Source organism: Guggenheimella bovis (assembly GCF_054492335.1).
Window position 1 is genome coordinate 509061 of sequence record NZ_JBQWTF010000001.1, and the last position, 25512, is coordinate 534572.

The 25512-nt window shown below is 43.7% G+C and carries 27 protein-coding genes and 1 riboswitch; of the genes, 5 read left to right on the top strand and 22 right to left on the bottom strand.

Annotation, left to right across the window (positions count from 1 at the left end; genetic code table 11):
* Window positions 1–2: 2 nt before the first annotated feature.
* From kce to ACUB3H_RS02680, 4 genes are all read right to left on the bottom strand, one after another.
* A complete protein-coding gene (kce, locus tag ACUB3H_RS02665; RefSeq protein ID WP_459129106.1) occupies window positions 3–821 on the bottom strand; it encodes a 3-keto-5-aminohexanoate cleavage enzyme in 819 nt (272 codons plus the stop codon).
* The gene (gene kal / locus ACUB3H_RS02670; protein ID WP_459129107.1) at window positions 821–1204 is read right to left on the bottom strand and encodes a 3-aminobutyryl-CoA ammonia lyase; all 384 of its coding nucleotides are present in this window, start codon (window positions 1202–1204) and stop codon (window positions 821–823) included. The genes kce and kal overlap by 1 nt, the downstream gene beginning before the upstream one ends.
* A gap of 36 nt (window positions 1205–1240) precedes the next feature.
* Window positions 1241–1406: riboswitch (Lysine riboswitch) on the bottom strand.
* 59 nt (window positions 1407–1465) lie between these two features.
* Complete coding sequence (locus ACUB3H_RS02675) at window positions 1466–2311, bottom strand: 3-hydroxybutyryl-CoA dehydrogenase (RefSeq protein WP_459129108.1); 846 nt, start codon at window positions 2309–2311, stop codon at window positions 1466–1468.
* Between the two features lies 1 nt (window position 2312).
* The gene (locus ACUB3H_RS02680) at window positions 2313–3071 is read right to left on the bottom strand and encodes an enoyl-CoA hydratase/isomerase family protein (protein ID WP_459129109.1); all 759 of its coding nucleotides are present in this window, start codon (window positions 3069–3071) and stop codon (window positions 2313–2315) included.
* A 136-nt stretch (window positions 3072–3207) separates the two neighbouring features.
* Here ACUB3H_RS02680 and ACUB3H_RS02685 point away from each other — a divergent pair, with 136 nt between their 5' ends.
* Window positions 3208–3432: a YdbC family protein gene (locus tag ACUB3H_RS02685; protein WP_459129110.1), complete on the top strand. Its 225-nt coding sequence runs from the start codon at window positions 3208–3210 to the stop codon at window positions 3430–3432.
* Window positions 3433–3461: 29 nt separating this feature from the next.
* Here ACUB3H_RS02685 and deoD read toward each other — a convergent pair whose 3' ends face one another.
* Genes deoD through glgB form a run of 6 tightly spaced genes read right to left on the bottom strand, consistent with a single transcriptional unit; the run spans window position 3462 to window position 11478 of the window.
* Window positions 3462–4163, bottom strand: coding sequence for a purine-nucleoside phosphorylase (gene deoD / locus ACUB3H_RS02690; RefSeq protein WP_459129111.1), 702 nt, complete (start codon window positions 4161–4163; stop codon window positions 3462–3464).
* 2 nt (window positions 4164–4165) lie between these two features.
* Window positions 4166–5986: a type I pullulanase gene (gene pulA, locus ACUB3H_RS02695; RefSeq protein ID WP_459129112.1), complete on the bottom strand. Its 1821-nt coding sequence runs from the start codon at window positions 5984–5986 to the stop codon at window positions 4166–4168.
* The gene (glgA, locus tag ACUB3H_RS02700; protein ID WP_459129113.1) at window positions 5983–7419 is read right to left on the bottom strand and encodes a glycogen synthase GlgA; all 1437 of its coding nucleotides are present in this window, start codon (window positions 7417–7419) and stop codon (window positions 5983–5985) included. The genes pulA and glgA overlap by 4 nt, the downstream gene beginning before the upstream one ends.
* Window positions 7416–8540, bottom strand: a complete 1125-nt coding sequence (glgD, locus tag ACUB3H_RS02705; RefSeq protein WP_459129114.1) for a glucose-1-phosphate adenylyltransferase subunit GlgD — start codon at window positions 8538–8540, stop codon at window positions 7416–7418. Before glgD ends, glgA begins: the two co-directional genes overlap by 4 nt.
* Before the next feature lie 8 nt (window positions 8541–8548).
* Window positions 8549–9682 (bottom strand): glucose-1-phosphate adenylyltransferase, encoded by a 1134-nt coding sequence (locus tag ACUB3H_RS02710; protein WP_459129115.1) that lies wholly within the window; start codon window positions 9680–9682, stop codon window positions 8549–8551.
* Window positions 9679–11478 (bottom strand): 1,4-alpha-glucan branching protein GlgB, encoded by a 1800-nt coding sequence (gene glgB / locus ACUB3H_RS02715; protein WP_459129116.1) that lies wholly within the window; start codon window positions 11476–11478, stop codon window positions 9679–9681. Before glgB ends, ACUB3H_RS02710 begins: the two co-directional genes overlap by 4 nt.
* 66 nt (window positions 11479–11544) lie before the next feature.
* Here glgB and ACUB3H_RS02720 point away from each other — a divergent pair, with 66 nt between their 5' ends.
* The 3 genes from ACUB3H_RS02720 to ACUB3H_RS02730 all read left to right on the top strand — a co-directional run bounded on the left by ACUB3H_RS02720 (window position 11545) and on the right by ACUB3H_RS02730 (window position 13657).
* Complete coding sequence (locus ACUB3H_RS02720) at window positions 11545–12075, top strand: ferredoxin domain-containing protein (RefSeq protein ID WP_459129117.1); 531 nt, start codon at window positions 11545–11547, stop codon at window positions 12073–12075.
* A gap of 54 nt (window positions 12076–12129) precedes the next feature.
* The gene (locus ACUB3H_RS02725) at window positions 12130–13305 is read left to right on the top strand and encodes a CD0519/CD1768 family membrane protein (protein WP_459129118.1); all 1176 of its coding nucleotides are present in this window, start codon (window positions 12130–12132) and stop codon (window positions 13303–13305) included.
* A gap of 142 nt (window positions 13306–13447) precedes the next feature.
* The gene (locus ACUB3H_RS02730) at window positions 13448–13657 is read left to right on the top strand and encodes a cold-shock protein (protein WP_459129119.1); all 210 of its coding nucleotides are present in this window, start codon (window positions 13448–13450) and stop codon (window positions 13655–13657) included.
* A gap of 111 nt (window positions 13658–13768) precedes the next feature.
* Here ACUB3H_RS02730 and ACUB3H_RS02735 read toward each other — a convergent pair whose 3' ends face one another.
* The 8 genes from ACUB3H_RS02735 to ACUB3H_RS02770 form a co-directional block, all read right to left on the bottom strand.
* Window positions 13769–14218, bottom strand: coding sequence for a helix-turn-helix domain-containing protein (locus ACUB3H_RS02735; protein ID WP_459129120.1), 450 nt, complete (start codon window positions 14216–14218; stop codon window positions 13769–13771).
* 431 nt (window positions 14219–14649) lie between these two features.
* Complete coding sequence (locus tag ACUB3H_RS02740; protein ID WP_459129121.1) at window positions 14650–15129, bottom strand: peptidylprolyl isomerase; 480 nt, start codon at window positions 15127–15129, stop codon at window positions 14650–14652.
* The gene (gene yihA, locus ACUB3H_RS02745; protein ID WP_459129122.1) at window positions 15126–15749 is read right to left on the bottom strand and encodes a ribosome biogenesis GTP-binding protein YihA/YsxC; all 624 of its coding nucleotides are present in this window, start codon (window positions 15747–15749) and stop codon (window positions 15126–15128) included. The genes ACUB3H_RS02740 and yihA overlap by 4 nt, the downstream gene beginning before the upstream one ends.
* Window positions 15746–18049, bottom strand: a complete 2304-nt coding sequence (gene lon / locus ACUB3H_RS02750) for an endopeptidase La (protein ID WP_459129123.1) — start codon at window positions 18047–18049, stop codon at window positions 15746–15748. Before lon ends, yihA begins: the two co-directional genes overlap by 4 nt.
* 12 nt (window positions 18050–18061) lie before the next feature.
* Window positions 18062–19258: an ATP-dependent Clp protease ATP-binding subunit ClpX gene (clpX, locus tag ACUB3H_RS02755; protein ID WP_459129124.1), complete on the bottom strand. Its 1197-nt coding sequence runs from the start codon at window positions 19256–19258 to the stop codon at window positions 18062–18064.
* Between the two features lies 1 nt (window position 19259).
* A complete protein-coding gene (locus tag ACUB3H_RS02760; RefSeq protein ID WP_459129125.1) occupies window positions 19260–19844 on the bottom strand; it encodes an ATP-dependent Clp protease proteolytic subunit in 585 nt (194 codons plus the stop codon).
* Between the two features lies 1 nt (window position 19845).
* Window positions 19846–21111, bottom strand: a complete 1266-nt coding sequence (gene tig, locus ACUB3H_RS02765; RefSeq protein WP_459129126.1) for a trigger factor — start codon at window positions 21109–21111, stop codon at window positions 19846–19848.
* A gap of 50 nt (window positions 21112–21161) precedes the next feature.
* The gene (locus ACUB3H_RS02770) at window positions 21162–21716 is read right to left on the bottom strand and encodes a regulatory protein RecX (RefSeq protein WP_459129127.1); all 555 of its coding nucleotides are present in this window, start codon (window positions 21714–21716) and stop codon (window positions 21162–21164) included.
* Window positions 21717–22002: 286 nt separating this feature from the next.
* Here ACUB3H_RS02770 and ACUB3H_RS02775 point away from each other — a divergent pair, with 286 nt between their 5' ends.
* Complete coding sequence (locus ACUB3H_RS02775; protein WP_459129128.1) at window positions 22003–22524, top strand: DUF2179 domain-containing protein; 522 nt, start codon at window positions 22003–22005, stop codon at window positions 22522–22524.
* A 35-nt stretch (window positions 22525–22559) separates the two neighbouring features.
* Here ACUB3H_RS02775 and ACUB3H_RS02780 read toward each other — a convergent pair whose 3' ends face one another.
* From ACUB3H_RS02780 to ACUB3H_RS02795, 4 genes are read right to left on the bottom strand one after another with little or no spacing between them, the layout of a single operon-like run.
* Window positions 22560–23012, bottom strand: coding sequence for a hypothetical protein (locus ACUB3H_RS02780; RefSeq protein WP_459129129.1), 453 nt, complete (start codon window positions 23010–23012; stop codon window positions 22560–22562).
* 22 nt (window positions 23013–23034) lie between these two features.
* A complete protein-coding gene (locus ACUB3H_RS02785) occupies window positions 23035–23907 on the bottom strand; it encodes a hypothetical protein (protein WP_459129130.1) in 873 nt (290 codons plus the stop codon).
* Between the two features lie 3 nt (window positions 23908–23910).
* Entirely contained in the window at window positions 23911–24993 is a 1083-nt protein-coding gene (locus ACUB3H_RS02790) for a PIN/TRAM domain-containing protein (RefSeq protein ID WP_459129131.1), read from the bottom strand.
* The gene (locus tag ACUB3H_RS02795; protein ID WP_459129132.1) at window positions 24966–25475 is read right to left on the bottom strand and encodes a CarD family transcriptional regulator; all 510 of its coding nucleotides are present in this window, start codon (window positions 25473–25475) and stop codon (window positions 24966–24968) included. The genes ACUB3H_RS02790 and ACUB3H_RS02795 overlap by 28 nt, the downstream gene beginning before the upstream one ends.
* Window positions 25476–25512 lie beyond the last annotated feature (37 nt).

A 25512-nucleotide genomic window follows, 5' to 3' on the forward strand; every position in this document is an offset into this window, starting at 1 on the left:
AATTATCTCCTTAGTCCTAAGATTTGTCTTGCTTCATCGGGTGTAGCGATCTCACGACCGAGTTCTTTCGCAAGGCGTACGACGCGCTCTACGAGCTCACCGTTGCTCTTTGCTGGAACACCCTTTTCAATGTAAACGTTGTCTTCAAAGCCAACGCGAACATTACCGCCCATAACGATTCCGAGTGCAGCCATTGGGAATTGGTTACGTCCAACGCCTGCAACTGTCCATGTAGATCCCTCTGGTAGGCTATCTACCATGAATGCGAGGTCTCTAGCTGTAGCTGTCATTTGCACTCCGAGAACGAAGTCAAAGTGCATTGGCTTTTGAATAAAGCCTTGTTTTTCAAAACGAATAGCGTAGTCGACCATGCCCTTATCAAATACTTCAATTTCAGGTTTGATTCCGCGCTCGATCATGATCTTACCGAAGTTCTTAATGGTATTTTCGGTGTTTACAAAAATCTCATCACCACCGAAGTTTAGTGTTCCGCAGTCAAGTGTTGCCATCTCTACGCCTTCAATCTCTGTAGGTTGTAGGCGTTCTAGGTCTGTCATACCAACAGCACCACCGGTTGAAGGTTGAATGATGACGTCTTTGGAGATTTCGCGAATCGCTTTAATGCATTCTTCGAAACGAGCTTTTGACTGAGTTGGTGTACCATCGTCTTCACGTACGTGAAGGTGAATGATTGCAGCACCAGCGTCGATAGCACTCTTTGCTTCTCTTTGAATTTCTGCGACGGTATAAGGAACGTTGGGGTTATGTTCCTTCGTTACTTCTGCCCCGCAGATGGCAGCGGTGATAATTAATTTTTCCATTATTTCCTCTGGCATTTCTTTGGAGTTACGCAAGTTCCAACGGCACGGCAAACGACGATCGGTTCTTCTAAGAAGTCAGCAGCGCTTGCAGAGATGTCTGAACGAGTTACGACAACCTTGCGTGCTTCAAACTCCATCTTTCTTGAGGAGTTTCCTTCTTGAACGATCTTACCAACTGCTTCTATGTAGTCACCAGCAAAGACAGGAGCTAAGAATTCAATCTTTTCATAGCCTGCAAAAAGACCTTCATCTCCGTCGCGACGAATTAAAAGTTCTGTAGCTACGTCACCGAAGAGTCCGAGCATTCTTGCACCGTCTACTAGGTTTCCACCGTAGTGTGCATCGTGTGCGCTCATGCGCAATCTGATCATTACTTCTTCCATCTTTTTCCTCCTAAAAATAAAAATAGAGCGCTATGTTTTTTTCATAGCGCTCCAAGTACCACTTGACAACCAGATACCCTCGTGTATCTAGCCAAGAAAGATTTCGTTGACGCTCCATCCTTCTTTCGGCAAACGTCCCTTCGGTGAGAACTGTCGTCAAACACTTTCTCACGTACCCAACGAATGCACCTCTATGCTCGTATTTTACAACAACCAATAATTAAAAAACAAGTGGACAAAATAAACATTTTTTAGCTAAGTTTATTTGTTGTAGTCGAAGAAGCCTTTCTTGGTCTTTCTTCCGAGAAGTCCTGCACGAACCATCTTTCTTAAGAGGTTGTGTGCACGATATTTTGGATCTTGATATTCATTGTAAAGAACATCCATGATGTTTAAGCAAACGTCGAGACCAATGAGATCGCCAAGAGCGAGCGGTCCAATCGGATGGTTCGCACCGAGCTTCATAGCTGTATCAATGTCTTCAGCTGTAGCAACGCCGTCAGCTAGGATACCAACAGCTTCGTTGATCATTGGAATGAGGATGCGGTTAACGACGAAGCCAGGAGCTTCTTCTACGACAACTGGGGTCTTTCCAAGTTGCTTAGAGATTTCGATAACTTTATCTTTGATCGTATCGCATGTGCTTGCACCTTTGATAACTTCAACGAGTGCCATAACTGGTACTGGGTTGAAGAAGTGCATTCCGATGACGCGACCAGGATGCTTTGTAGCGGATGCAATTTCGGTGATGGATAGCGATGATGTGTTGGATGCTAAAATGGTGTCTTCTGGAAGAATTTCATCGAGAGCTGAGAAAAGAGCAATCTTGTCTGCCATGTTTTCTGCAGCAGCTTCAACGATGAGTTCACATTCCTTGAAGTCTTCCTTAGAAGAACTTAGTGTCATGTTCTTTAGGAACTCTTCCTTCTTTGCTTCTTCAAGTTTTCCTTTTTCAACGAGACGACCAAAGCTCTTCTCAAGTGTAGCTTTAACGCGGTCTAATGATGTTTGTCTTTCGCTGAAAACCTTTACTTCGTGACCTGATTGCAAGAATTGTTGAATAATTCCTGAACCCATGGTACCTGTGCCAAATACGCCTACCTTCATCTTAATCCTCCTTAAATGTTGCGGGTCTTTTTTCCAAGAAAGCACTCATGCCTTCTCTTTGGTCGGGATGTGCAAAACAGTGAGCAAATTTCTGTTGCTCAATTTCAAAAGGAATCTTTCCAAGGCCTTCATCGATTGCTTGCTTCGCAAGACTGACGGCATTCTTACTCGTCTTCTTGATAAGCTTCGCGTACTCGAGAGCTTTTTCCTTGAGTTGTCCCTCTTCGACAATTTCATTGACGATGCCTAAGCGATAAGCATCCTCACATGAGATGATTCGTCCAGAGAAGATGAGGTCTTTTGCTACAGATGGTCCGACGAGACGAGCGAGACGCTGTGTTCCGCCAAAGCCAGGAATAATTCCTAAGCCGACTTCTGGTTGACCAAATTTTGCCTTCGCTGTTGCATAACGAATGTCACATGCGAGTGCGAGTTCCATTCCTCCACCAAGTGCGTATCCGCCGATGAGTGCGATGGTTGGAAGCTTTAGATCTTGAATGCGCTTAAAGACGTCGAGGCCTTTTTTAGCAAATTCAAATGCTTCGCTTTCAGAAAGTGTACTCATTTCTTTGATGTCGGCACCAGCCACAAAAGCTTTGCCTAGTCCTTCGATCAGCAAAACACGAGCAGTTACATCTTTGTCAAGCTTGTCCAAGCATTCGTCAATTTCTTGAAGAACGGTGGAGTTGAGCGCGTTCAGCGTCTTTGGGTTATCGATGCTGATCACTGCTACATTGTCTTGCATTTCATAATGTACCATGGATCCTCCTAGTATTTTTGGTTGGTCTGATATCATTGATATAATTATAACACAATAAATCCACTTTGGAATACTTTATTACCATTTCACTGTGAAATCTTAAAAAGTGATTAAATAGTGTCGAAAGGAGTGAGCTATGACAGAGATCAGCTATGAGATCGTAAAGAAGTGCGGACTCTTGAGTGTCAGTGACAGCGGATGGACGAAGGAATTGAACCTCGTCAGCTTCAACCGACTCGATCCCAAGTACGACATTCGAGAATGGTCTCCAGATCGAAAGAAGATGGGTAAAGGTATTCGACTCACCAAAGACGAATTATCGAAACTCTATAACCTCATCGAAAAAGATCTGGAAAATTAAAAGGGGGACTATCTATGATAGTCCTCCTTTTATGCTAAGCTCAAAGCCATTTCGATCATTTGGTTAAAGGTCTTTTCACGCTCTTCGCTGGAGATTTCGTCGCCTGTGACGAGCGAGTCACTTACCGTACAAATAGCAAGAGCTTGAACCTTTGCTTTCTTCGCTGCCGTAAAGAGTTCGGCTGCTTCCATTTCTACAGCGAGTACACCGTACTCAGCCCAGCGGAAGACGTCCTCTCCCGTATCGTCGTAGAAGAGGTCGCTACTTAAGAGACTTCCAACGTGTACAGGGAAATCGTGCTCTTTTGCGTATTGATAGGCTTGAAGAAGCATGTCGAAGTCAGCCGTGGGTGCGTAGGTGTGACCGAAGAAACGACGTGGAATCATGCTGGAGTTCGTACAAGCGCTCATCGCAAGCACGATATCACGAACGCCGACGTCCTTTTGTAAGGAGCCACAACTACCGATGCGGCAAAGTCTCTTTACACCGTAGAAGTTGATGAGTTCATGAATGTAGATTCCAGCCGATGGCATGCCCATTCCCGTACCTTGTACGGAAACTTTCTTTCCTTTATAGGTTCCTGTAAATCCCCACATGCCTCGAACGGTGTTGTACTTCACGACATCTTCTAAGTAGGTGTATGCGATAAACTCGGCTCGTTGTGGGTCTCCCGGTAGAAGTACGAGTTCTGCAATATTTTGTGGATCGGTTTCAATGTGTCTGTGTCCCATAGTTATTCCTTTCTTAAAAAGCCAGCGACGAGTGTAGATTGAGGCGCTAAGAGCTCTCCCTCATAGGGCTTTTCTACAAAGTGCTGATTGTAAATGATAAGTGTTGAACCACTTAGGTCAAAGGGAACCTCGATCGGCTCCTTCGTGGGGTTATGTCCGACAAAGAGTTTTTCGAAAGGACCTTCCGTGCACTCTAAGACGTACATGATCTCCATCTTTGAATAGAGAAAGACGAGGTGCTTTCGGATGTCAAAGTCATCATAGGTTGAAAAGACTTTGACTTCCTTTCGAAAACGAATCAAGTTTTTCACGTAGTCTACGACGTCTTGGTGATCGATGACGTTTCTCCAGCGGATAGCGTTCACTTCATCGCCTAAGTTATAGCTATTAGGGGAAAGCTCTTTGGTACGTAAAAATTCAGTGCCTGCGTGAATGAAGGGAATGCCAAAGCTTAGAAGCTCGATCGCAAAGGTGAGCTTCGTTAACGCTTTCATCTCCTCAACTTTTACGCCACTCAGCTGAAATTTGTCGTAGAGGATGAGGTTGTCGTGGGATGTATGGTAGTTGATGCTTTCATGCGGAAGCGCCGTAAAACCATAGATCTGATCGGAAAAGGAAATGGATCCTGTGATGCCTGAAAGCACTCCGTTTCTTCCTAAGATATTTCCTTGAACGTATCCAGTGGAAGCGTCGTCGTTCATTCCTTTCAGTGCATTTCTAAAGTCGTCATTAAAGAGCGCAAAGCCTTCGTTCTTCTGCGAACCCTTTAACGTCATCTTGTTTACTAAAAGTGTACTCTGTCCCCCAGCCCAAGGCTCACCGTAGATGAGCATGTTTTCATTAAGTGACCTTAAGCTTCGAACGATCTCTCTCGTTCGAGCGATGTCCATGAGGGCGAAGAGGTCGAAGCGAAAGCCGTCGATCTTAAACTCTCCCTGAAAGTAACTCAAACTCTCAAGGATCATGCGTCCTACCATGGTTCGTTCGCTGTCGAGCTCATTGCCTACGCCGCTTCCATTCGCGAAGTTTCCCTCAGGCGTCATACGGTAGTAGTAATCATCGACGAGCTTACTGTAGATGGAATCGGCTGCTCTATAGGTGTGGTTATAGACGACATCTAGGATCACACCCATTCCTCGCTTATGAATCTCCATGACGAGTTCTTTAAATTCTCGGATGCGACTTAAAGGATCCTTTAGATCCGTGGCATAACTTCCTTCTAAGCTAAAGTACAAGAGTGGGTCGTATCCCCAGTTGTAATCTCTAGTAAGATCATCGACGCTCTCAAAGTCCATGACGGGAAGTAGATGAATGTGCGTGACGCCGAGTTCTTTTAGATAATCGAGTCCGATCGGTACGCCATCGAGCGTATTCTTTTGAAAAAAAGCTCGGTAGGTACCAGGATTCTTAAAGCCTGCTTCGGGATCTGAAGTGAAGTCCCTCAAGTGCGTTTCATAGATGATGGCATCTTGGTAGGTAAGATTGGGCCTTTCATGATCGAGAAAGCCCTCTGGGTTCGATTCTTCAAGGTCTACGATCGCCGAGCGAGTCGAATTCGCGTTGGTCGAAAGCGAGTAAGGATCGATGACCGTCTCACCCCCATCGATCTGGTAGAGATAGTAATAACCTTTGAGATCTCCCTCTACCGTGATCTCGTGACTTCCATCAAAGTTTAAACGCATCGGAAGCGAGGTCGATTCTTGTGTACAGGGATCCTTAAAGAGTAAGAGCGACATCTCTTTTCCAGGAGCCCATACGCGAAAGAGCGTTCTTTCTTTCGTATAAAAGCTTCCTAGTCGCTTATAGGTTGCTACGTGATTCATCGGTCGTTTAGCACCATATGGTAGAGATCGACATACTGCTTGGCGGATTCATCCCAGCTGGAATTACGGTTCATAGCTTGCGTGCGAATGCGCTCCCAGAGGTCCTTCTGTGAATAGTAATAGAGGGCATCTTTAATCGTAAAGAGGAGTTCATGTGCATTGTAGTTTACAAAGCCAAAGCCCGTTCCAGCTCCCGTAAAGCGGTTATATGGAATGACCGTATCGTTTAATCCACCCGTCTGCCTTACGACGGGGATCGTTCCATAGCGCATGGCGATTAGCTGACTCAGTCCACACGGCTCAAAGCGAGATGGCATGAGGAAGATGTCACTTCCTGCATAGATTTTTCTTGCGAGGCTTTCACTAAAGAAGATGTTTGTAGAGACTCTAGACTTATAGTGTCTAGCGTACTCGATGAACTTATCTTCGTACTCCTTATCCCCTGTTCCTAGGAGAACAAATTGGATGTCCTCTTCCATCAATTCTTCAAAGATGAAGTCGATGAGGTCCATTCCTTTGTCACTTACAATGCGACTTACGACACTCACCATAGGAATATCGGGATCAACCTTTAAGCCCAAGAGCTTTTGAAGCTCTACCTTATTATTGGCCTTCTTATGTGCATTCTTCACTTTATAGTGACTGAAGATCTCGTCATCGGTCTCTGGATTATACGATTCATAGTCGATGCCGTTTGTAATGCCTCGAATCATGTTGGCCTTATGAAGGAGCATGGAATGAAGCCCTTCAGCGTAGTAGGAGTATTGAATCTCACTTGCATACGTCTTTGAGACGGTCGTAATGAAGTCACTAAAGGCGATGCCGGCCTTCATGAAGTTCAAGTTTCCAAAGTATTCGAGTTTATCGTAGGTGAAGTAGCGATCACCTAAACCGAGTTGGTCTTTCATGACGGAATAGGGAAAGATTCCTTGATACTTTAAGTTATGAATGGTAAAGATGACCTTGGTATCGTGGAAGCCTTCACGCTGGACGTACTGGTCTTTAAAGAGAGCAGCTGCAGCGGCCGTATGCCAGTCATTTAAGTGAATGATGTCAGGGTAAAATTCTGTCTCAACGAGAACTTCTAAAATGGCTCTACAGAAGTATGCAAAGCGTTCTCCATCATCACCGAAGCCGTAGAGCTGACTTCTTGCAAAGTAATATTCGTTATCTACAAAGTAGTAATGAACATCGTCTCGAACGGTTTCAAAGATTCCTACGTACTGATTGACATTAGGAATCGAGATATAGAAGCTTTTTAGGAACGTAAAGTCCTTTCGAAGCTCATAGGGAATGCTTGAATACAGAGGGATGACGACTCGTACGTCGTGCCCAAGTTTTGCGAGTGCTTTTGGAAGCGAACTTGCAACGTCTGCAAGTCCTCCTGTTTTTACGTAAGGAGCCGATTCACTCGCTGCGAAGTAGATTTTCATCGAACGATGACTCCTTTCTTAAGGACATAAGGTACTCCGCCCACTCCCATGAGCGTCTTTTCATCTGCGATCTCGACATTTTTATCGAAGATGCAATTATTGATCTGGCAGTTCTCTCCGATCACCGTATCCTGGAAGAGAATCGAATTTCTTACGACGGAGTTCTTTCCGATTTTTACACCACGGAAGAGAACGCAGTTTTCGACGACACCTTTAATGATACAACCGTTTGCGATGAGGGAGTTTTCTACGCTTGTATTTCCTAGATAGATGGTCGATGGCGCGTCTTTTACTTTGGTATAGATCTTTCCATGCTTATAGAAGAGGTACTTGGCATAGTCGGGATCGAGTAATTGCATCGATGCATTGTAGTAGCTTTGAGTCGATGTAATGGGCTGAACGTCGGAATCGATCTCAAAGGTACCAGCTTTTAGGTGGCGAAGCTTTTCTAAGAGAGCATCTTTAAAGTAGAGGTAGGTCCCCTGCTCGATCGCCTCTCGGAGGATCGTTAGAAAGACTTCTTTTTTAATGATATACATCTCGATCGAGATCTCGACGGTCGTCTGGTTACCTAGGTTTCTTCCAACCGAGACTCTTCCGTCTTCTCTTGAAACCATGTCGAGACCTAAGAGGTCTGTTCTTCCTTTGCCATTTTCCACTTTACGCGTAAGGACGGTGACATCGTTACCGTCCTCTTCGTGCTTCGTCAAGGCTTCGGTGAAGTCGATATTTGCAATGTAGTTCGATCGCGTCAAGAGGATATGCTCTTTATTGGTGCGTTCGAAGTAACCGATGTTATCGTGGAACTGATTGATATCTCCGACGCTAACTTTTATGCGGTCATTGATGAAGTCCGGGTAGAGCATGCGGAGTCCACCCGTCTTACGGTCTAGGTCCCATTGTTTTCCAGGACCGATGTGGTCATTTAAGGAATGGAACTTGTCATTTAATACCATGGCGATCGTGTCGATTCCAGAGTGAACCATGTTCGAAAGCATGAAGTCGATGATGCGATAACGTCCACCGAAGGGAATGGCTGCGATGGGACGATTTAAGGTGAGTTCGCGAATGTGATCTTCGCGTTCTCCGAGGTTAATGACACCTAATACATTGTTTTTCATGCTTCCTCCTAAAAGAGCCCTAGATCACGAGATCCAATGAGTGTAATTTCTCCGGTCTGATTTCCGATCACCTGATTGTCTTTGATGACGTTTTTACTCATAATGATCGACTTATAGACTTTGACATTGTCACCGATTTTTACGTTAGGAAGGATGACACTGTCGTATACTTCTGATCCTCTACCAATTTCTACACCGGTAGAAAGAATGGAGTTACGAACCTTTCCATGAACGACACAGCCTTCATTTAAGAGGCAGTTGTCGACGTCACCTTCTTTACCGATGTAGTGCGGTGCATCGTCTAGGTTCTTTGAGGCAATTTTCCACGATTCATCAAAGAGGTCGAGCTGGTTATCGGGATCTAAGAGGTCCATGTTGGCTTCCCAGTAGCTATCGACCGTTCCTACGTCTTTCCAGTAGCCTTCGAAGCGATAGGCTAAGAGGTATTGCTCGTTCTTTAAGGCATTAGGGATGATGTCCTTACCAAAATCGTGCGAACTATCCTCGTTCTTGTGGTCGTTGATTAAATCTTTTCTTAACTGTGCCCAGTTGAAGACGTAAATGCCCATGGAAGCGAGGTTGTTCTTCGCATTTTTGGGCTTTTCTTCAAATTCATAAATGGTATCGTCAGGAAGTGTATTTAAGATTCCAAAGCGCGATGTCTCTTCCCAGGGAACCTCGATGACGCTAATCGTCACGTCGGCTTTTTTCTCCTTATGAAGGCGTATCATTTTGGAGTAGTCCATCTTATAAATGTGGTCACCACTTAAGATGAGAAGGAATTCAGGATCCTGAAGGTCGATGTAATCCATGTTTTCATAGATGGCACTCGCTGTTCCTCGGTACCAGATGCTTCCTTCGGTTGAGGTATAAGGAGGAAGGATTTCGACACCGCCATTTTTTCGGTCTAAGTCCCACGGAACACCCGTACCGATGTGTGTATTGAGAGCGAGTGGCTGGTACTGCGTAAGAATACCTACGTCTGTAATACCAGAGTTTGAGCAGTTACTTAAGGCAAAGTCGATAATGCGATATTTACCGCCGAAGTGAACGGCAGGTTTGGCATTTTTTCTCGTAAGCTGCTTGAGTCTGGATCCTTGGCCACCTGCTAAAATCATGGCTGTTACTTTTCCCTTGATCATGATTCCTCCTTGAGAATGACACCACTCAGTGGTGGGATTGAAAATTGAATGCGTCCCCAATTGGGGTGAACCGTTTGATACGGTACATCAAGTGTGCTAAAGACGACTTTCATCGAACCATACTCCCCGAGATCGATATCTCGATGCTCATAGGGTGACATGTTGAGTAGGACGACGAGCTCTTCATCGGCACAAAGCCTTTTATAGGCGAGGATGCCTCGGTCACGATCATTGACGTGAATCCATTCGAATCCGTCCCAGCTCGTCTCTTCCATCCAAAGGGCAGGATGCGCTTTGTAGAAGTGATTTAAGGCTTTAATATATTGGAAGTGGTTCTGATTCCTTTTGTGATCTAAGAGGAACCAGTCGAGATCGGTGTGATCCCTCCACTCGTGGTACTGAGCGAACTCACCTCCCATGAAGAGAAGTTTCTTTCCAGGAAGGGTGTACTGGTAGAGCATGAGAACTCGTAGCGAGCGGAAGCGACTCTCGAGATTTCCGACCATCTTTTCTATAAGAGATTTCTTTAGGTGCACAACTTCATCGTGAGAAAGCGGTAAAACGAAGTGTTCACTGTAGGCGTACATCATAGAAAAGGTGAGTTTATCATGAAGGTCTCTGCGGCTTTCAAAGGGAGCTTGAAAGTAAGTGAGTGTATCGTTCATCCAGCCCATGTTCCACTTATAATGGAAGCCCAAGCCCCCGAGATAGATGGGTTTGGTGACACCGTAGTAGGCGCTAGAATCTTCTGCAAACATGAGAAAACCGGGGATCGCACCCATGCGGATATTGATATTTTTTATAAACTGAACGGCTTCTTCTCTCGTCTCCCCTGCCCGGTAGGTATGGTCCTGTCTATGGATCATAAAGCTTACAGCGTCCATTCGCAGGCCATCGGCATGGTAGATTTCAGCTAAAAATTTGGCGTTCGAGTAGAAGAAGTTACAGACGTGTTTTCTTCCAAAGTCGAAGTTCATGGTGTCCCACTGACGGTTGTAGGCATCGTGATAGTAATCCGATTCATAAAGGGCACAGCCGTCGAAGTAACGAAGACCGTGGGAGTCCTGTGCATAGTGAGAGGGAACCCAGTCTAAGATGACGCCGATTCCTTCTTCATGAAAGCGATCGATTAAGTGCATCAAACCATGTGGCTCACCGAAGCGAGAGTTTGCACTGAAGTAACCGGTCTGTTGGTAGCCCCAGCTTCCATCGAAGGGATACTCTGTAACAGGCATGAGTTCGACGTGCGTATAACCTAGATCCTTGACATAAGGTACGAGTTCTTCTGCGATCCGGTCATATGAATAATATTCGGTATGATTCCAGCGTCTCCAGCTCGCAAGATTGACCTCGTAGATGTTCATGGGTTCTTTCAGGTGATCTTTTTCACCTCGTCGTTCCATCCAAGTCTGATCGTTCCACTGGAAGTCGTAGACATTCGATACAACGCTCGCTGTACTAGGAGATTTTTCGCTCGAAAAAGCATAAGGATCGCTCTTTAATATCGTATTATCAAGATTCGTAACGATCGCATATTTATAGAGATCGCCCACGTCGTAGTGAGGAAAGAAGTTTGCAAAGACGCCAGACTTTACTTCCACCAATTGATCCCAATCTCTACTCCAGTTATTTCTCGAGCTCGAGACGTAAACGCGTTTAGCGTGCGGTGCATAAACAGAAAAACGCACACCCACCTGGCCATCCAGCGTGATTTTGTGTGCGCCAAAATAACGGTATGCTTCATCCGTTTCACCGTGTATATACGAGTCAATAAAACTTTCGGGTATGTCGAACATGGCATCCTCCCTTACACTATATTATAATATATCCAAAAGGCACCCAATTAACTCGAAAGGATTGAAATGAAACAAGAAATTGACATTTTTTCGACAGCTCTAGAAATGGCTGCAACCCAGCTCATTGCACGAGCCAAAACGGCCCCCAAAGCTGCAGGAAAAGATTCGCTCGTCTACCGCTTAGCTGAAAAGGAAGACATCAAAGCACTGCAAGAGGAAATCGTACGCCTAGGCATAGAAAGCGATACGCCTTACTTTATTCGAGATGCAGAAAATTTAAATTCGATTCAAACGATCGTCCTCGTAGGAACGAAAGACCAAACGAGAGGCGTTCCTCAATGTGGCTACTGTGGCTTCGGCGACTGCAAAAACAAGATGAAGAATAAAGGAAGATGCGCCTACGACCTCATTGACCTAGGAATCGCTTTAGGAAGTGCACTTTCCCTTGCTCAAACCTTAGGAATCGATAACCGCGTCATGTTCACCTTAGGAAAAGCAGCACTATCTCTCGGATGGATGGAGAATTGCTATGCTGCCTTTGGTATTCCCTTAAGCATCAGCGAAAAAAATATTTTCTTTGATCGCCAAAGGATCTAGCAATACAAATTGTATAATGTATAATGAGCAAGAGTCTAATCATCGAGGGGAATCATGAACAAACGAAAACGCGCACTATCACTTGAAACCATTGTTTTTTTAATCATCTTTGTAGGCTTTTTTACATACTTTTCATGCGTCGTAGGCGGACCCAATATGCTAAATATTATGATGCAAACCTCCTATCACCTGCTTCTGGAGACGGTCTTTTTTATCATGGCTATCGCAGTCCTCGCAGGAGCTATCGGAGCATTACTTACTGAGTTTGGCGTCGTGCATCTTATAAATATTTTTATTAGCCCCATTATGCGTCCTCTCTACGGACTCCCTGGAGCTGCTAGCGTTGGAGCACTCACAACCTACCTATCGGATAACCCAGCCATCATTCCACTAGCAAACAACAAAAATTTCCGTTCCTTCTTTAAGGACTACGAGATTCCTTCACTTTGTAACCTAGGAACGGGCTTTGGCATGGGTCTCATCCTCTCTACGTACATGATCGGTATTCGTACCGATTTCCTCCTCCCGACGCTCGTTGGTAACTTAGGAGCGATCATTGGTAGCGTCGTATCTGTACGTATCATGCTTCACTTTACAAAGAAGTTCTACAACGCAACGGGAGAAAAGCGAAAAGTAAGCCTCAAGCTCGTAGGAAAAGAGTTTAAAGAAAACTTCTTTGCTGAGCGTGAGGTTCCAGACGGATCGGTCTTTGAAAGAGCACTCAATGCCATCTTAAACGGTGGTCAAAGCGGTGTGGAAATGGGCCTTGCAATCATTCCAGGCGTACTCTTCATCTGTACGATCGTACTCATCCTAACCTTTGGACCATCTGTAGATCCACAGACGGGTGCCAAGATCTATAAGGGTGTAGCCTATGAAGGTATTGAGCTTCTACCAAAGCTCGGAAAGATCATCTCTCCCGTTACAAACCTTCTCTTTGGCTTTACATCACCTGAAGCGATTAGCTTTCCGATCACTTCTTTAGGCGCTGTAGGAGCTGCCATGGCACTCGTACCAAAGCTTCTTCAGCAAAACCTCATTGGACCAAATGACATTGCTGTCTTTACGGCCATGGGTATGTGCTGGTCCGGTTACCTTTCGACACACGTTTCGATGATGGATGCGCTTCATGTGAGAGAACTTACAGGTAAGGCGATCTTAAGTCATACGATCGGTGGACTCTGTGCAGGAATTAGTGCTCACTTCCTCTTTTTGCTCTTTACCATGTAAAAAAATCTTTTGTGCTTGCTTTTCTATTCGTTCACTGATATAGTAAAGAAGTACTAGTTATGAAAATGATCCAAGACAGACAGTTGTTTGCCCTAAGAGAGTTCTTCGTTCACAGGTACAAAATATTTTTTAGGAGGTACCTATGAACAAGGGTACAGTTAAATGGTTTAATGCAGACAAGGGATACGGATTTATCTCTGACGAAAATGGTACAGACGTATTCGTACACTTCTCAGCAATTGAAACAACAGGTTTCAGAACACTTAACGAAGGACAAACAGTCGTATTCAACACAGAAGAGGATCCAAAGAATCCTGGTAGACTACGCGCTGTCAACGTACAACCACAATAAGACAAAAGAAAGCCTATCCGAAAGGATAGGCTCTTTTTTTATAGATCTACAAATAAAAAACTATTTAAATTCGATTTTTTCCCACATCTAGGGCAATAGTAGGAATCATTTTCATCTTATTCCCTCCTTATCTATATTTGATAAAATATCCTTCGCGGATACTCCATAAAGTTTTGATAATGCAATCAAATTCGCTGTGCTTGGATTAGATGCTCCTGTTTCCCATTTTGATACGGCCTGTCTACTTACACCTAAAGATTCTGCCACAAATTCTTGTGTCATTTTACAATTGATTCTATGTTGCTTAATTATTTCTCCAAGAGATTTGGCAATATCGTTTTTTTCTTCTCTAATCTTTGAAGAAGAAATATATTTTTTTAAAGCCTTAACTATTATAATCATTAAGTAAATAACAATGGCTGATATTACTACCACCAATAAAATTAAAATAAAAGAATTGATAGGCATTGACTCTTTTCTCCTTTCTCTTTCTTTTATTATAGATAACATAGATAAGTTGCGTCTACCAACTAAAACGCAACTTTTAGTTAACTCATGCAAATTCTCCAACTTCTCTTGAGAATATTACGCTCTACTTGAATGATACGATTTTTTCATTTGGTCATTCAAGAAAACCAGAGGTACAGGTGGTTAATTGGCTTCGTTCTCTATTTCTTTCAACATTAAATCAAAAGATTTTGTCTTCGCCCTAGTCAATAGGAAACATTTCTCCATCTTCGTAATTCCATACTTTTGCCTGCTCGATATCGTCTGCGTATTCAACGATGATAGATGAGAATACATGAGGATTAGAAAACCGGTTCAATCTTATCCAACAAGTTTCCTTCTACTACGCTCCTTCGTGATTTCCGAACACGAAGGATATTATTTTCTAGCCTAAACAAAAACGAGCTAACCTCATTCCATGGGATTAGCCCGTTCTTAGCTCTAAATCAAGTGTTCCAACACTGTTTTAGAGAATCTTTTGATTTTTATTTTCTCTTAATCGACTTCATCACAACAGGTTCAACCGGTCTATCCATGCGTCCCGTGCGACTTCCTGCAATGCGATCGACCACTTCAATTCCCTCTACCACGCGACCAAAGGCTGCATAGGAGCCATCTAAGTGCGGTGCTGAATCGTGCATGATGAAAAATTGGCTTCCAGCTGAGTTTGGATCTTGGCTTCTCGCCATGCTGATGACGCCACGTTCATGCTTAATGGGGTTTGAGAAGCCATTGAGCTTGAATTCTCCGAAGATCGAATAGCCTGGGCCACCCATTCCATTTCCATCGGGGTCTCCACCTTGAATCATGAAGCCCTTAATAATGCGATGGAAGGTGAGTCCATCGTAAAAGCCGTCGTCTACAAGCTTTAAGAAGTTTTCGACGGTCTTTGGAGCGAGCTCTGGATAGAGCTCTAGTTCGATCATGTCACCATTTTGCATTGTTATAACGACGTTTGGATTCATTCCTTCTCCTGTCTCTCGACGACGATGTCGAGATCGTGTTCTTCAAATAATCGGTTGATGTGATCCCAAAGCGGATACTTTCCTCGCTGTTTGGTGCTACTCGTAATGAAGACATTTTCACTCTCTGCACCTAGATAATCGACAATTCGATTCTTATAGCGAGCGAGCTCACTTTGTGTCAGCTTATCGGCCTTTGTGATCACGATCGTTCCACGATATCCTTCACTTTTTATAAAATGGTACATCTGAAGGTCTTCTTCAGAAGGCTCTCTTCGGATATCGAGGAGTAAGAAAATATCTAGAATACACTCTCTCTGTAAGAGGTACTCTTCGATCGACTTTCCCCAGCTTTTGAGCTTTTCTTTCGAGACCTTCGCATAACCGTAACCAGGAAGGTCTACGAAGCGGAAGGATTTATTGATCTCGTAGAAATTGAGAAGCTGGGTCTTACCAGGTGTCGATGAAGTCCTGGCAAAGTTCTTTCGGTTTAAGAGCATGTTTAATAAGGAGCTCTTCCCTACATTACTTCGCCCTGCAAGGGCTATCTCTGGTAGAAGCTCCTTTGGACACTTGTCGAGTGAGGGAAAGCTACCTAGAAAGGTCGCTTCTCTAATCTTCATTGTTCCTCCAAAGCATACTCTAATACTTCATCCATGGTCTTTACCGGATGAACGGTGAGGCCTTTTAGTACATTACTCGGTACCTCATCGAGATCCCTCTTGTTGTCAAAAGGAATGAGGACCGTATCGATTCCAAAGCGTTTGGCAGCGAGGAGCTTTTCACGAAGTCCTCCGATCGGAAGGACTCTACCGCGAAGGGTGATTTCACCGGTCATCGCGACATTACTCTTGATCTTTCGATTGGTGAAGGCTGAAATCATCGCTGTTGCCATCGTAATACCAGCAGATGGACCGTCTTTAGGAACGGCTCCTTCTGGTACGTGAATGTGTACATCGGTCTTTGAGAAGACGTCTTCTTTTATACCAAAGCGCTTCGATACGCTTCTCGTATAGGTAAAGCCAGCTTGAGCCGACTCCTTCATAACGTCACCTAATTGACCAGTAAGACTTAGATTGCCCTTACCAGGCATCAGGTTTACTTCGACTTCAAGCGTCGCACCACCGACACTCGTCCAAGCGAGTCCCGTTACGACACCCACTTGATTCTCTTCCCCTCGTAGATCTCTCTTATAACGTGGAGCACCTAGGAATGTCTCTAGGTTTCTCTTTGTGACGGAGAAGCTCTCGCGGTCCTTTTCTACGATGATCGTAGCGACCTTACGTAAGACCTCTGCAATCTTTCGTTCGAGACCACGCACACCACTTTCTGCCGTATATTCTTCGATGAGACTTAAGAGGGCATCTTTTGAAAAGGTGACTTTCTTTCCTTCTAAGCCATTTTCTTTAAGCTGTTTTGGAACGAGGTAGCGCTTGGCAATTTCTTCCTTCTCGAATAGCGTATATCCGTTCACTTCGATGACTTCCATGCGGTCTAAGAGCGGTGCAGGAATCGTTGCAACGGAGTTTGCCGTCGTTAAGAACATGACCTTTGAAAGGTCAAAAGGAATTTCTAAATAGTGATCTTGGAAGGTCTTATTTTGCTCAGGATCTAAGACCTCAAGGAGAGCACTTGCCGGATCTCCTCTAAAATCGCTAGAAATCTTATCGATTTCATCGAATAAGAAGAGCGGATTCTTGCTCTTTACTTCCTTGATGTGCGTCATAATGCGACCAGGAATGGCTCCGATATACGTCCTTCTGTGACCGCGAATTTCGGCTTCATCGCGAACACCTCCTAGGCTCATGCGGATGAACTTTCGGTTTAAGCTCTTTGCGATGGAAGAAGCGATCGAGGTCTTACCGACGCCTGGGGGACCTACAAGACAAATGATCGGTCCTTTGAGTGAATTCGTAAGCTTTCTTACGGCGAGGTATTCGATGACGCGCTCTTTGACCTTTTCAAGGCCAAAGTGGTCGCTATCTAGGATCTCTCTTGCGTGCTTTAGATCGATTCTTTCTTTCGTCTGCTTATTCCAAGGGAGATCTAGAATCCATTCAATATAGTTGCGGCTCACCATGCTATCAGGAGAAGAAGGATTCATCTTAGAGAACTTCTTAATCTCCTTTTCTACCTTTTCATGGATGTCCTTTTTAAGCTTGAGTTCATTGAGTGCTTCGAGATACTTCTCGGCTTCACTCTTGGAATCCTCTTCTTCACCGAGCTCCTGTTGAATAACTTTCATTTGCTCACGTAAGAAGTATTCCTTTTGCATCTTATTAATCTGATCTTTGACGCGGTCCGTAATGTCCTTTTCGACTTCAAAGATCTCGATCTCTTGAAGAAGAAGCTCATAGATCTTTGTGAGTCTTTCCTTCACATCGGTGGCTTCTAGAAGCTCTTGTTTCTTATCGATTCCGATTCCTAGTTGCGGAGCGATGAGATCGCTAAAGCGAGCTGGATCTTCGATGTTACTTAAGCTTACGATCATCTCTGGTGGGATGCGGTTTGAGATCTGTGAAAGCTTGGAGAAGGTCTCCTTAATGACACGTGATAGTGCCATGGCTTCGATATCTTTTGAAAAGTCTTCATCTTTAAAGACTTCGCACTCGGCTTCAAAGAACTCATCATTTGGTACGAATTCTCTGATCTCAGCACGGTACTGTCCTTCTACGAGGACGCGCACGGCATCACCAGGAAGCTTCAGCATCTGCTTGATCTTTACGATGGTACCTAACTTGTAGAAGTCATCTGTCGTAGGATTTTCTACTTCGAGGTCCTTTTGCGTCGTAAGGAAGATCTCTTGATCGCGAAGCATCGCTTCTTCAAGAGCTCGAATGCTCTTTTCTCGACCGACGTCGAAATATAGAACCATATATGGGAAAATAATCAATCCGCGTAGCGGAATGAGAGGTAATGTCATGGGTGCTCCTTTCTAAGAAGCTTCTTCAATTCTTTCTTTAACGAGCTTCTCTGTAATAACTACGCTCTTCTTATCTTTAGATCCTGGAATCTCATACATCGTATCGAGCATGACTTTTTCCAGAATATTCTTAAGTCCCCTCGCACCAGTTTCTTTTTTTAGTGCTTCTTTGGCAATGAGTTTGAGTGCTTCTTCTTCAAAGCGAAGCTCTACCTCATCGTAGCTTAGAAGCTTTTGATATTGCTTCGTAATGGCATTTTTAGGTTCTCTTAAAATGCTAATAAGCGCTTCCTCATCGAGTTCCTTTAGGGTCGCAATGACAGGAACACGTCCGATGAATTCAGGAATCAAACCGTAGGTCAGGAGATCCTTCGATTCGACTTTTTCTAATACATCGCCGATCGATTCCTCGTTTTTACTGAGGTTTGCGCTAAAGCCTAGGCTCTTTTTACCGATGCGGCGTTTGATGATGCTATCGAGTCCCTCAAAGGCTCCTCCTAAGATAAAGAGGATGTTCTTTGTGTTTAAGTGAATGAACTCCTGTTGAGGATGCTTTCTTCCACCTTGAGGAGGAACGGCCGCAATCGTTCCCTCGATGATCTTTAGGAGTGCTTGCTGAACGCCTTCACCACTCACGTCTCGAGTGATAGAGACATTCTCGCTCTTTCTAGAAATCTTATCGATTTCATCGATATAGATGATTCCCGTTTCTGCTCGCTCGATATTAAAATCGGCTGCATGTAAGAGCTTTAGTAGGATGTTTTCGACGTCCTCACCGACGTAACCTGCTTCTGTAAGACTCGTCGCATCAGCGATCGCAAAGGGAACCTTTAGGACCTTTGCAAGAGTCTCTGCTAGATATGTCTTACCACTTCCCGTGGGACCAATTAAGAGGATGTTACTCTTATCGATCGATTCATCCTTTTCCTTCGCTTGAATTCTCTTATAGTGGTTGTAGACAGCCACACTAAGCATCTTCTTTGCCTGATCTTGACCGATGACGTATTCATCTAAAAAAGCCTTCATCTCTTTAGGCGTCGGTACTTCTCCGAGTTCTACAGGCTCACTGTAAACGTCTTCTTCAGGCTCAATGATCTCTTTGCATATTTCTACACACTCATTGCAGATGGCTGCATGCTCTGCATAGACGAGGCGTTCTACCTCATCTTGGCTTTTACCGCAAAAAGAACATCTTCTGTCTTTTTCCATGTTACTTCCTTTGTTCTAGAATGGCATCGACAATGCCATACGCTTTGGCAGCTTCGCTGTCCATGATAAAATCGCGATCCGTATCCTTTTCAATCTTTCTAAGTGTCTGTTTCGTATACTTCGCGTAGAGCTGATTGAGTTTCTTTCTCGTATTAATGATGTGCTCTGCGTGAATACGGATGTCTTCTGCTTGACCCTGAGTACCACCGAGTGGTTGATGAAGAAGCACTTCTGCATTCTTTAGCATAAAGCGCTTTCCTGGAGTACCGGCTGCGAGTAAGAAGCTCGCCATACTGGCTGCGAGGCCGACACAGATCGTCGATACGTCAGGCTTAATGAACTTCATCGTATCGTGGATAGCAAGCCCTGCCGTAACGACACCACCCGGACTATTAATATAGAGATGGATGTCCTGATTGGGGTCTTCCATCTCTAAAAATAATAGTTGAGCGATGACTGCATTCGCGACCTCATCATCGATCGCACCACCTAAAAAGATGATGCGATCCTTAAGAAGTCTTGAATAGATGTCGTAGCTTCTTTCCCCACGCGGTGTATTTTCAATGACATAGGGAATTAAATTCATCTTATTCTCCAACGACGATGTCGTAGGCCTTTTTCATGTTGAGGTTGTGTTTTAAGTAGGAGTAGTCATCGTGAGAGTAGATCTTACGAATCTCATCCTCTTCACGCTTTAGCTCTGTTGCTAGGCGCTTCACCTCTTCATTTAACTCATCTTCTGAAACTTCGAGCTTCTCTGCTTTTACAACTTCTTCAAAGAGAAGCATTCCTTTGACACGATTCGTTGCTTCTAGGCGCATGTCGTTTCTCATGTCAGCTTCAGTTGAATTCGTAAACTTAAAGTAGTCTTCTACTTTAATACCTTGCATGCTCATCTGTCTCTTGAAGTCGTTCATCATGCCATCGATCTCTTGATCGATCATTTCTTCAGGAATCTCAACTTCTAGTCCTTCAAGAGCCATCTTCATACGCTCATCTTTACGATGGTTGGAAGCGGTCCTTTCCTTTTCTTCCTGAAGTTTCTTACGAAGGTCTTCTTCAAACTCTTTAAAGGTATCAAATTCACTGATATCTCCAGCGAAATCATCATCGGCTTCAGGAAGTTCCTTTGCCTTTACTTCTTGAACCTTTACTTCAAAGCGTGCATCCTTACCTCTGAGTTCTTCCGTATATTGCTCTGGGAAGGTAACATTGACTTCCTTGTCATCGCCCTTCTTAGCGCCTACGAGTTGCTCTTCGAAGCCAGGAATAAATTGACCTGAACCGAGTTCTAGGTCGATTCCTTCTGCACTACCGCCTTCAAATGCCTCATCTCCGATGTAGCCTACGAAGTCGATTGTTAGGATATCGCCCATCTGAGCTTCTCTCTCGACTGGTGTGATACGTGCATTCTTTTCACGTTCCATATCGACAGCCTTCTTTACATCTTCATCGGTTACTGTCGTATCGAGTTCTTCTACTTTAAGATCTTTATAAGCACCAAGCTTTACTTCTGGACGAACTGCTACATTTGCATGGAAGTGTAGTGTATCGTCGTCTACAGAATCCATCTCGAAGGTAGGTTGAGCAACGGGATCAAGTCCAAGCTTTTCAACCGACTCATCGTAGAGGTCTGGAATTAACATATTTAAGGCATCATCGTAGAAAAGGTCCTTTCCGTAGTGGATCTCTAACATCTTTCTCGGAACCTTTCCCTTACGGAAGCCTGCAATGGCATACTTATTCTTTGTCTTCTGATAGGCCTTTTCTAAAAATGGCTCGAATTCTTCTTTTGAGACAGTGTACTCAATTTTTACGTGACTTTTTTCTTGTTCTTGAACTTTATAATCCATGTTTCCTCCTAAAATTGATACCAGCAATCCATTTTACCTTTATTTCTAGCTTAAGTAAATGATTTATCGCATGTTCTTTCTGATTTATACCGTTTTATTGCCTGATTTATGCTTTCAAATGAAAAACCACGCTGTAAAAGAAAGTTTTTTAGCTTGTTTTCCTCTTGAAAGTCGGAAATTTCTCTCCCAAGTGCCTTTTTTTCGAGCACTCGAAGACAATCCTCTACCCTTTCTTTAGGTAAAGTAATTTCTACACCGCGCTCACGGAGCTTGGCCTGAATCCAGAGATTCCCCTTCTCCGTGTGATAGCGCTCATAATAGCTTAGAGCAAACTCCTCGTCGTTCAGGTAACCGTTTCTCGTAAGGATTTCTAGCGCTTCTTCGATGGCACTCGCTTCGAAGTTCTTTTGCTTTAGGTACTCTCGAACTTGCTTCGTGCTCTTTAACCCACGAGTCAAGTAATTTCCCCCCTGATCGGCAGCAAAGCGCACTTCACTTTGAAAACGAAGTGGCTCTAAGTCTACTTCTTCCTCTTCCGAAAAGGGATGATCTAAGTAGACGTCCTTATGGAGAATGATCTCTTCTCCCTCTCTGCTTACGATCACTCGGTCTCTTTCAAAGCGTAGGGTCATCAGTTGAACCATGGGATGATTGCAAAGATGAGCATAGTGAGTGCCATGATAATCGCGAGTATTCTTGCAACCCATTTTTTTGTATTCTGTGTCATACGTCCTCTTTCTAAGCTTCTAACAAAGCGTAGCACGAATTGATGCTTGTGTTTAAACGCTATTCGTTTCTTCCTTAATGGAATCGCTTCTATTGTATCAAACTTTTCGATTAATAGATAAGTTTGGGTAAAGGTGTATTAGAACTACAAAGAGGAGGGAGATTATGCCCACAGGAATACTGCTCTATATTTTAATCGTCGTCGTCAAAACGATCGAAGTCTCGATGGCTACCGTACGAATTAAGCTCATCACGAAAGGCCAACAACTCGTAGGGTCCATCGTTGGATTCTTTGAGATCATTCTCTGGCTTTTAGTCGTAAGTAGCGTCTTAAAAGATATTTCATCCGATCCTTGGAAACTCATCGCCTACGCCGTTGGATTTGCTTCAGGTAACTACGTAGGAAGCATTCTTGAAGAAAGAATGGGCCTTGGTTCCGTACGAATTGAAGTCATTGTAAGCGAAACCGATGGACTTAAAGTTACAGAAGCTCTAAGAAGTGCTGGCTTTGCAGTGACAACGATCGAGGGTCAAGGACTTGAGATGAAGCGAAAAATTCTACTTACCATGGCAAAGCGCAAGGAAGCAGATAAGGTCGAAGGCATTGTAAAATCTGTCACCGACCACGCCTTTATCACACTGAGTGACATCAAACCTGTCGTTGGAAAAATTAGAAAATCGAAATAAAAAAATCCCGTTCAGTCATGAACGGGAATCTTTTTTTACGCCTCTTGGTCGCCGTAGAAGATATTTAAGTGTGAGTGGCAAGCCATTTGGTAGTTGATGAAGAGCAGTGGCTTCTTGAAGTCGTCCTTATCAAAGGTCGTTACGTTATCGAAGTTTGAGCTCTTGTTTTCACCTTGAACCTTTACGTTCCATGCCTTAGGAAGAATGATATCCATCTTACTTCCCTTAGCCTTTAAGCAAAGATTCATTGGATTCTCACTAGCTTTAGCCTTAGAGAGGTCTACTGTGACTTTGCTGTTGATGCTTGCTACACAAGTATCTTCAAATTCTTCACCCTCGAAATCGAGTTCTTCATTGCTGAAGACGAAGAAGAAATCTGCATTCTTCTTAAACTTGTTTAGCTTACAAGCAATACGTGCGAGAACTGCAATAATAGCAGCACAGCCGACAATGATCCCAATGAGTATTCTTTTCTTCTTTTGATCCATGATCTCCTCCTTGTTTTAAACCTTATACACCTTGTTTCGACTGTTCAATCAATCGAACAATTTCTTTTTTCATATTTTCTGCTTCGATGCGTACTTTTTCAGGACGTTGATCGTAGTGAGAGTACTTTCCGATGATGGAATTCATCATGTAGTGGCTGACCATGAGGTTTTTCTTTTCGAACATACAGAGTAATCCCATTGCGACCATTTGTGAGTAGTCATTTGGCGTACGGTAAAGTCTTCTAACGATGTGATTTCTAGCTTCCGGCACGACATCTTTTAGCATCTTATAGAAGAGAATGAGAATGCGGTCTTCGGAATGCTTTAAAATGTACTCATCAACGAGCGCTGGATTTTCCTGGTAAAGCATCGTAAGAGCTAGGATGCGGTACTTTGTAGTACGGTACTTTCCTTCGTACTCCTTATAGTGAATCGTCGATTCTGTTTCAACCGGAGCAACGAGCGCCTCATTGTATCCGATGAGTTTGAAGTTTTCTGTCAAGAACTCCTCACCTAAAAGGCTTAAAAGGAGGTTGAAGATGGTCGCTTCATTGTATCCCTTCTTCATGAGAAGAGCGCCGATGCCAAGGATCGCAAATTTAGCGTAGTAGACGTCACTTCTTGAAAAGTTTGCCAGGTAGTTTCTAATAATATGGAACATGTCGTTGTAAGTGACTTCGTCACTCGTAACGAGCGCTGTTAATAAGCGATACGTGTTGTCAGAGTTATAGAGGTCTGACGCCTTGATGGAATCAATGCCTTCTCTTTGTGCTTTACCAGCTTCTCTAGAAATGAGCTTAATGTATTCGACCATTGCGAATTTTTCAAAGACCGGTACGTTTCGAATGCGGTCAAAGCTCAATTTTTCCGTAATTTCATTCCAAATGTTTTCCACTCTTTACTCCTTTATTTTCGCAAATATCATGCGACCTGCTGGTGTCTGAAGAACACTTGTCACTTCAACCTCAAGTTCTTCTCCGATGCGGTTTTTCGCGCGATCGACGACAATCATCGTACCATCTGATAAGTAGCCGACACCTTGCTCTGCTTCTTTACCACGCTTAATAATTTCGATGGAAAAGACTTCTCCAGGAATGGCATTCGGTTTTACAGCATTGGAAAGATCGTTTACGTTGAGTACAGGAATGTTCTGTAGAACAGCGACCTTATTCAGGTTATAGTCTGTCGTGACAACGCTACCCTTGAGGTCTAAAGCGAGCTTTAAAAGCTTTAGATCTACTTCTTCTATGTTATCATAATCGCGGTTCGAAATGGTAACTTGTAATCCCTTTTGGTTCTGAAGCTCTTTGATAAAATCGAGGCCTCTTCTACCTTTCGTTCGAGTGAGGTCATCGGAGGAGTCGGCAATATGTCGAAGCTCCTTTAAAATGAACTGACCGATGACGATCTCGCCTTCTATGAAACCAGTACGTGCAATTTCAACAATTCGTCCATCGATGATGGCAGAACTGTCTAACACTTTAGGACTTGCATTCACTTTTTTAGAAGGATGCTTTAAGCTGAAATCGGAAAGGCTTTGAGGAAGTGTGATATTTCCTGCAATCTTTGCGCCTAAGGTGATTCCGAGGTAGCTTAACATCAGGTAGCTCACACCTGCAAGGATCGCAGGAATAACAGGAACCTGAATGAAGTGATAGAGCTGACTTAAAAAGAAAGCTAAGGTTAGGGTAATGAGTAAACCTAACGCACCACCGACAATTTGGATGGGCGTATACTTTGAAATTTGCTCACTCAGCTTGTCTAACCATCGTGTACCGTGAGTTCGTAGTAGGAGTAGTAAAAAATAAAAAATGAATCCAAAAATAATCGTTCCTACTGCTAATACTCCGTAACGATAGAGCCCTTTTAAGAAGTCTGGAATGAGTAGTTTGACCAAATTCGCTTGAATTAAAAAATAGGTCGCGACAAATCCTAAGACAAGCGAAATGGCCATTATGAGGATTCGGATGGCCCGTCGCACAATAAAACCTCCTTTAATTTTTTTTCAATGAGTGTCTGAGCTCTTTCTTGCGTGATGCCTTCAGAAAGCATCAATTCACTCGAAAGAATCATGACTGCGTTATGTAGTAGTTGTCTTTCTCCGCTAGATAGCCCCTTCAACTGATCTTGGCGCTTTAAGTTGACAATGACTTCTGCCATTTCTGAAGGCGTACCGATTTTCATCTTATCGAGCGTCGCCTGATAGCGCTTATTCCAGTTTGAGGTATTCATGTAATCTGTGTTCATCTTTTCATCCATAGCCTCTAAGATCTCTTCTAGGTGGGCAATGGGTCTAATATTCAATTCTTCAATGCGCTCTACCGGAAACTTAATTGTCATATCCTTCGATAGGACATTCAGTGTACAGAAGAGTTTTTGCTCGCCAAAAAAATCCTCTGACGAGATATCTTCGACAACACCAGCGCCATGCATGGGATAAACAATTTTATTACCGATTTCCATGGGTCACCTCCTTTACTTATTTATACCCAACAAAGCT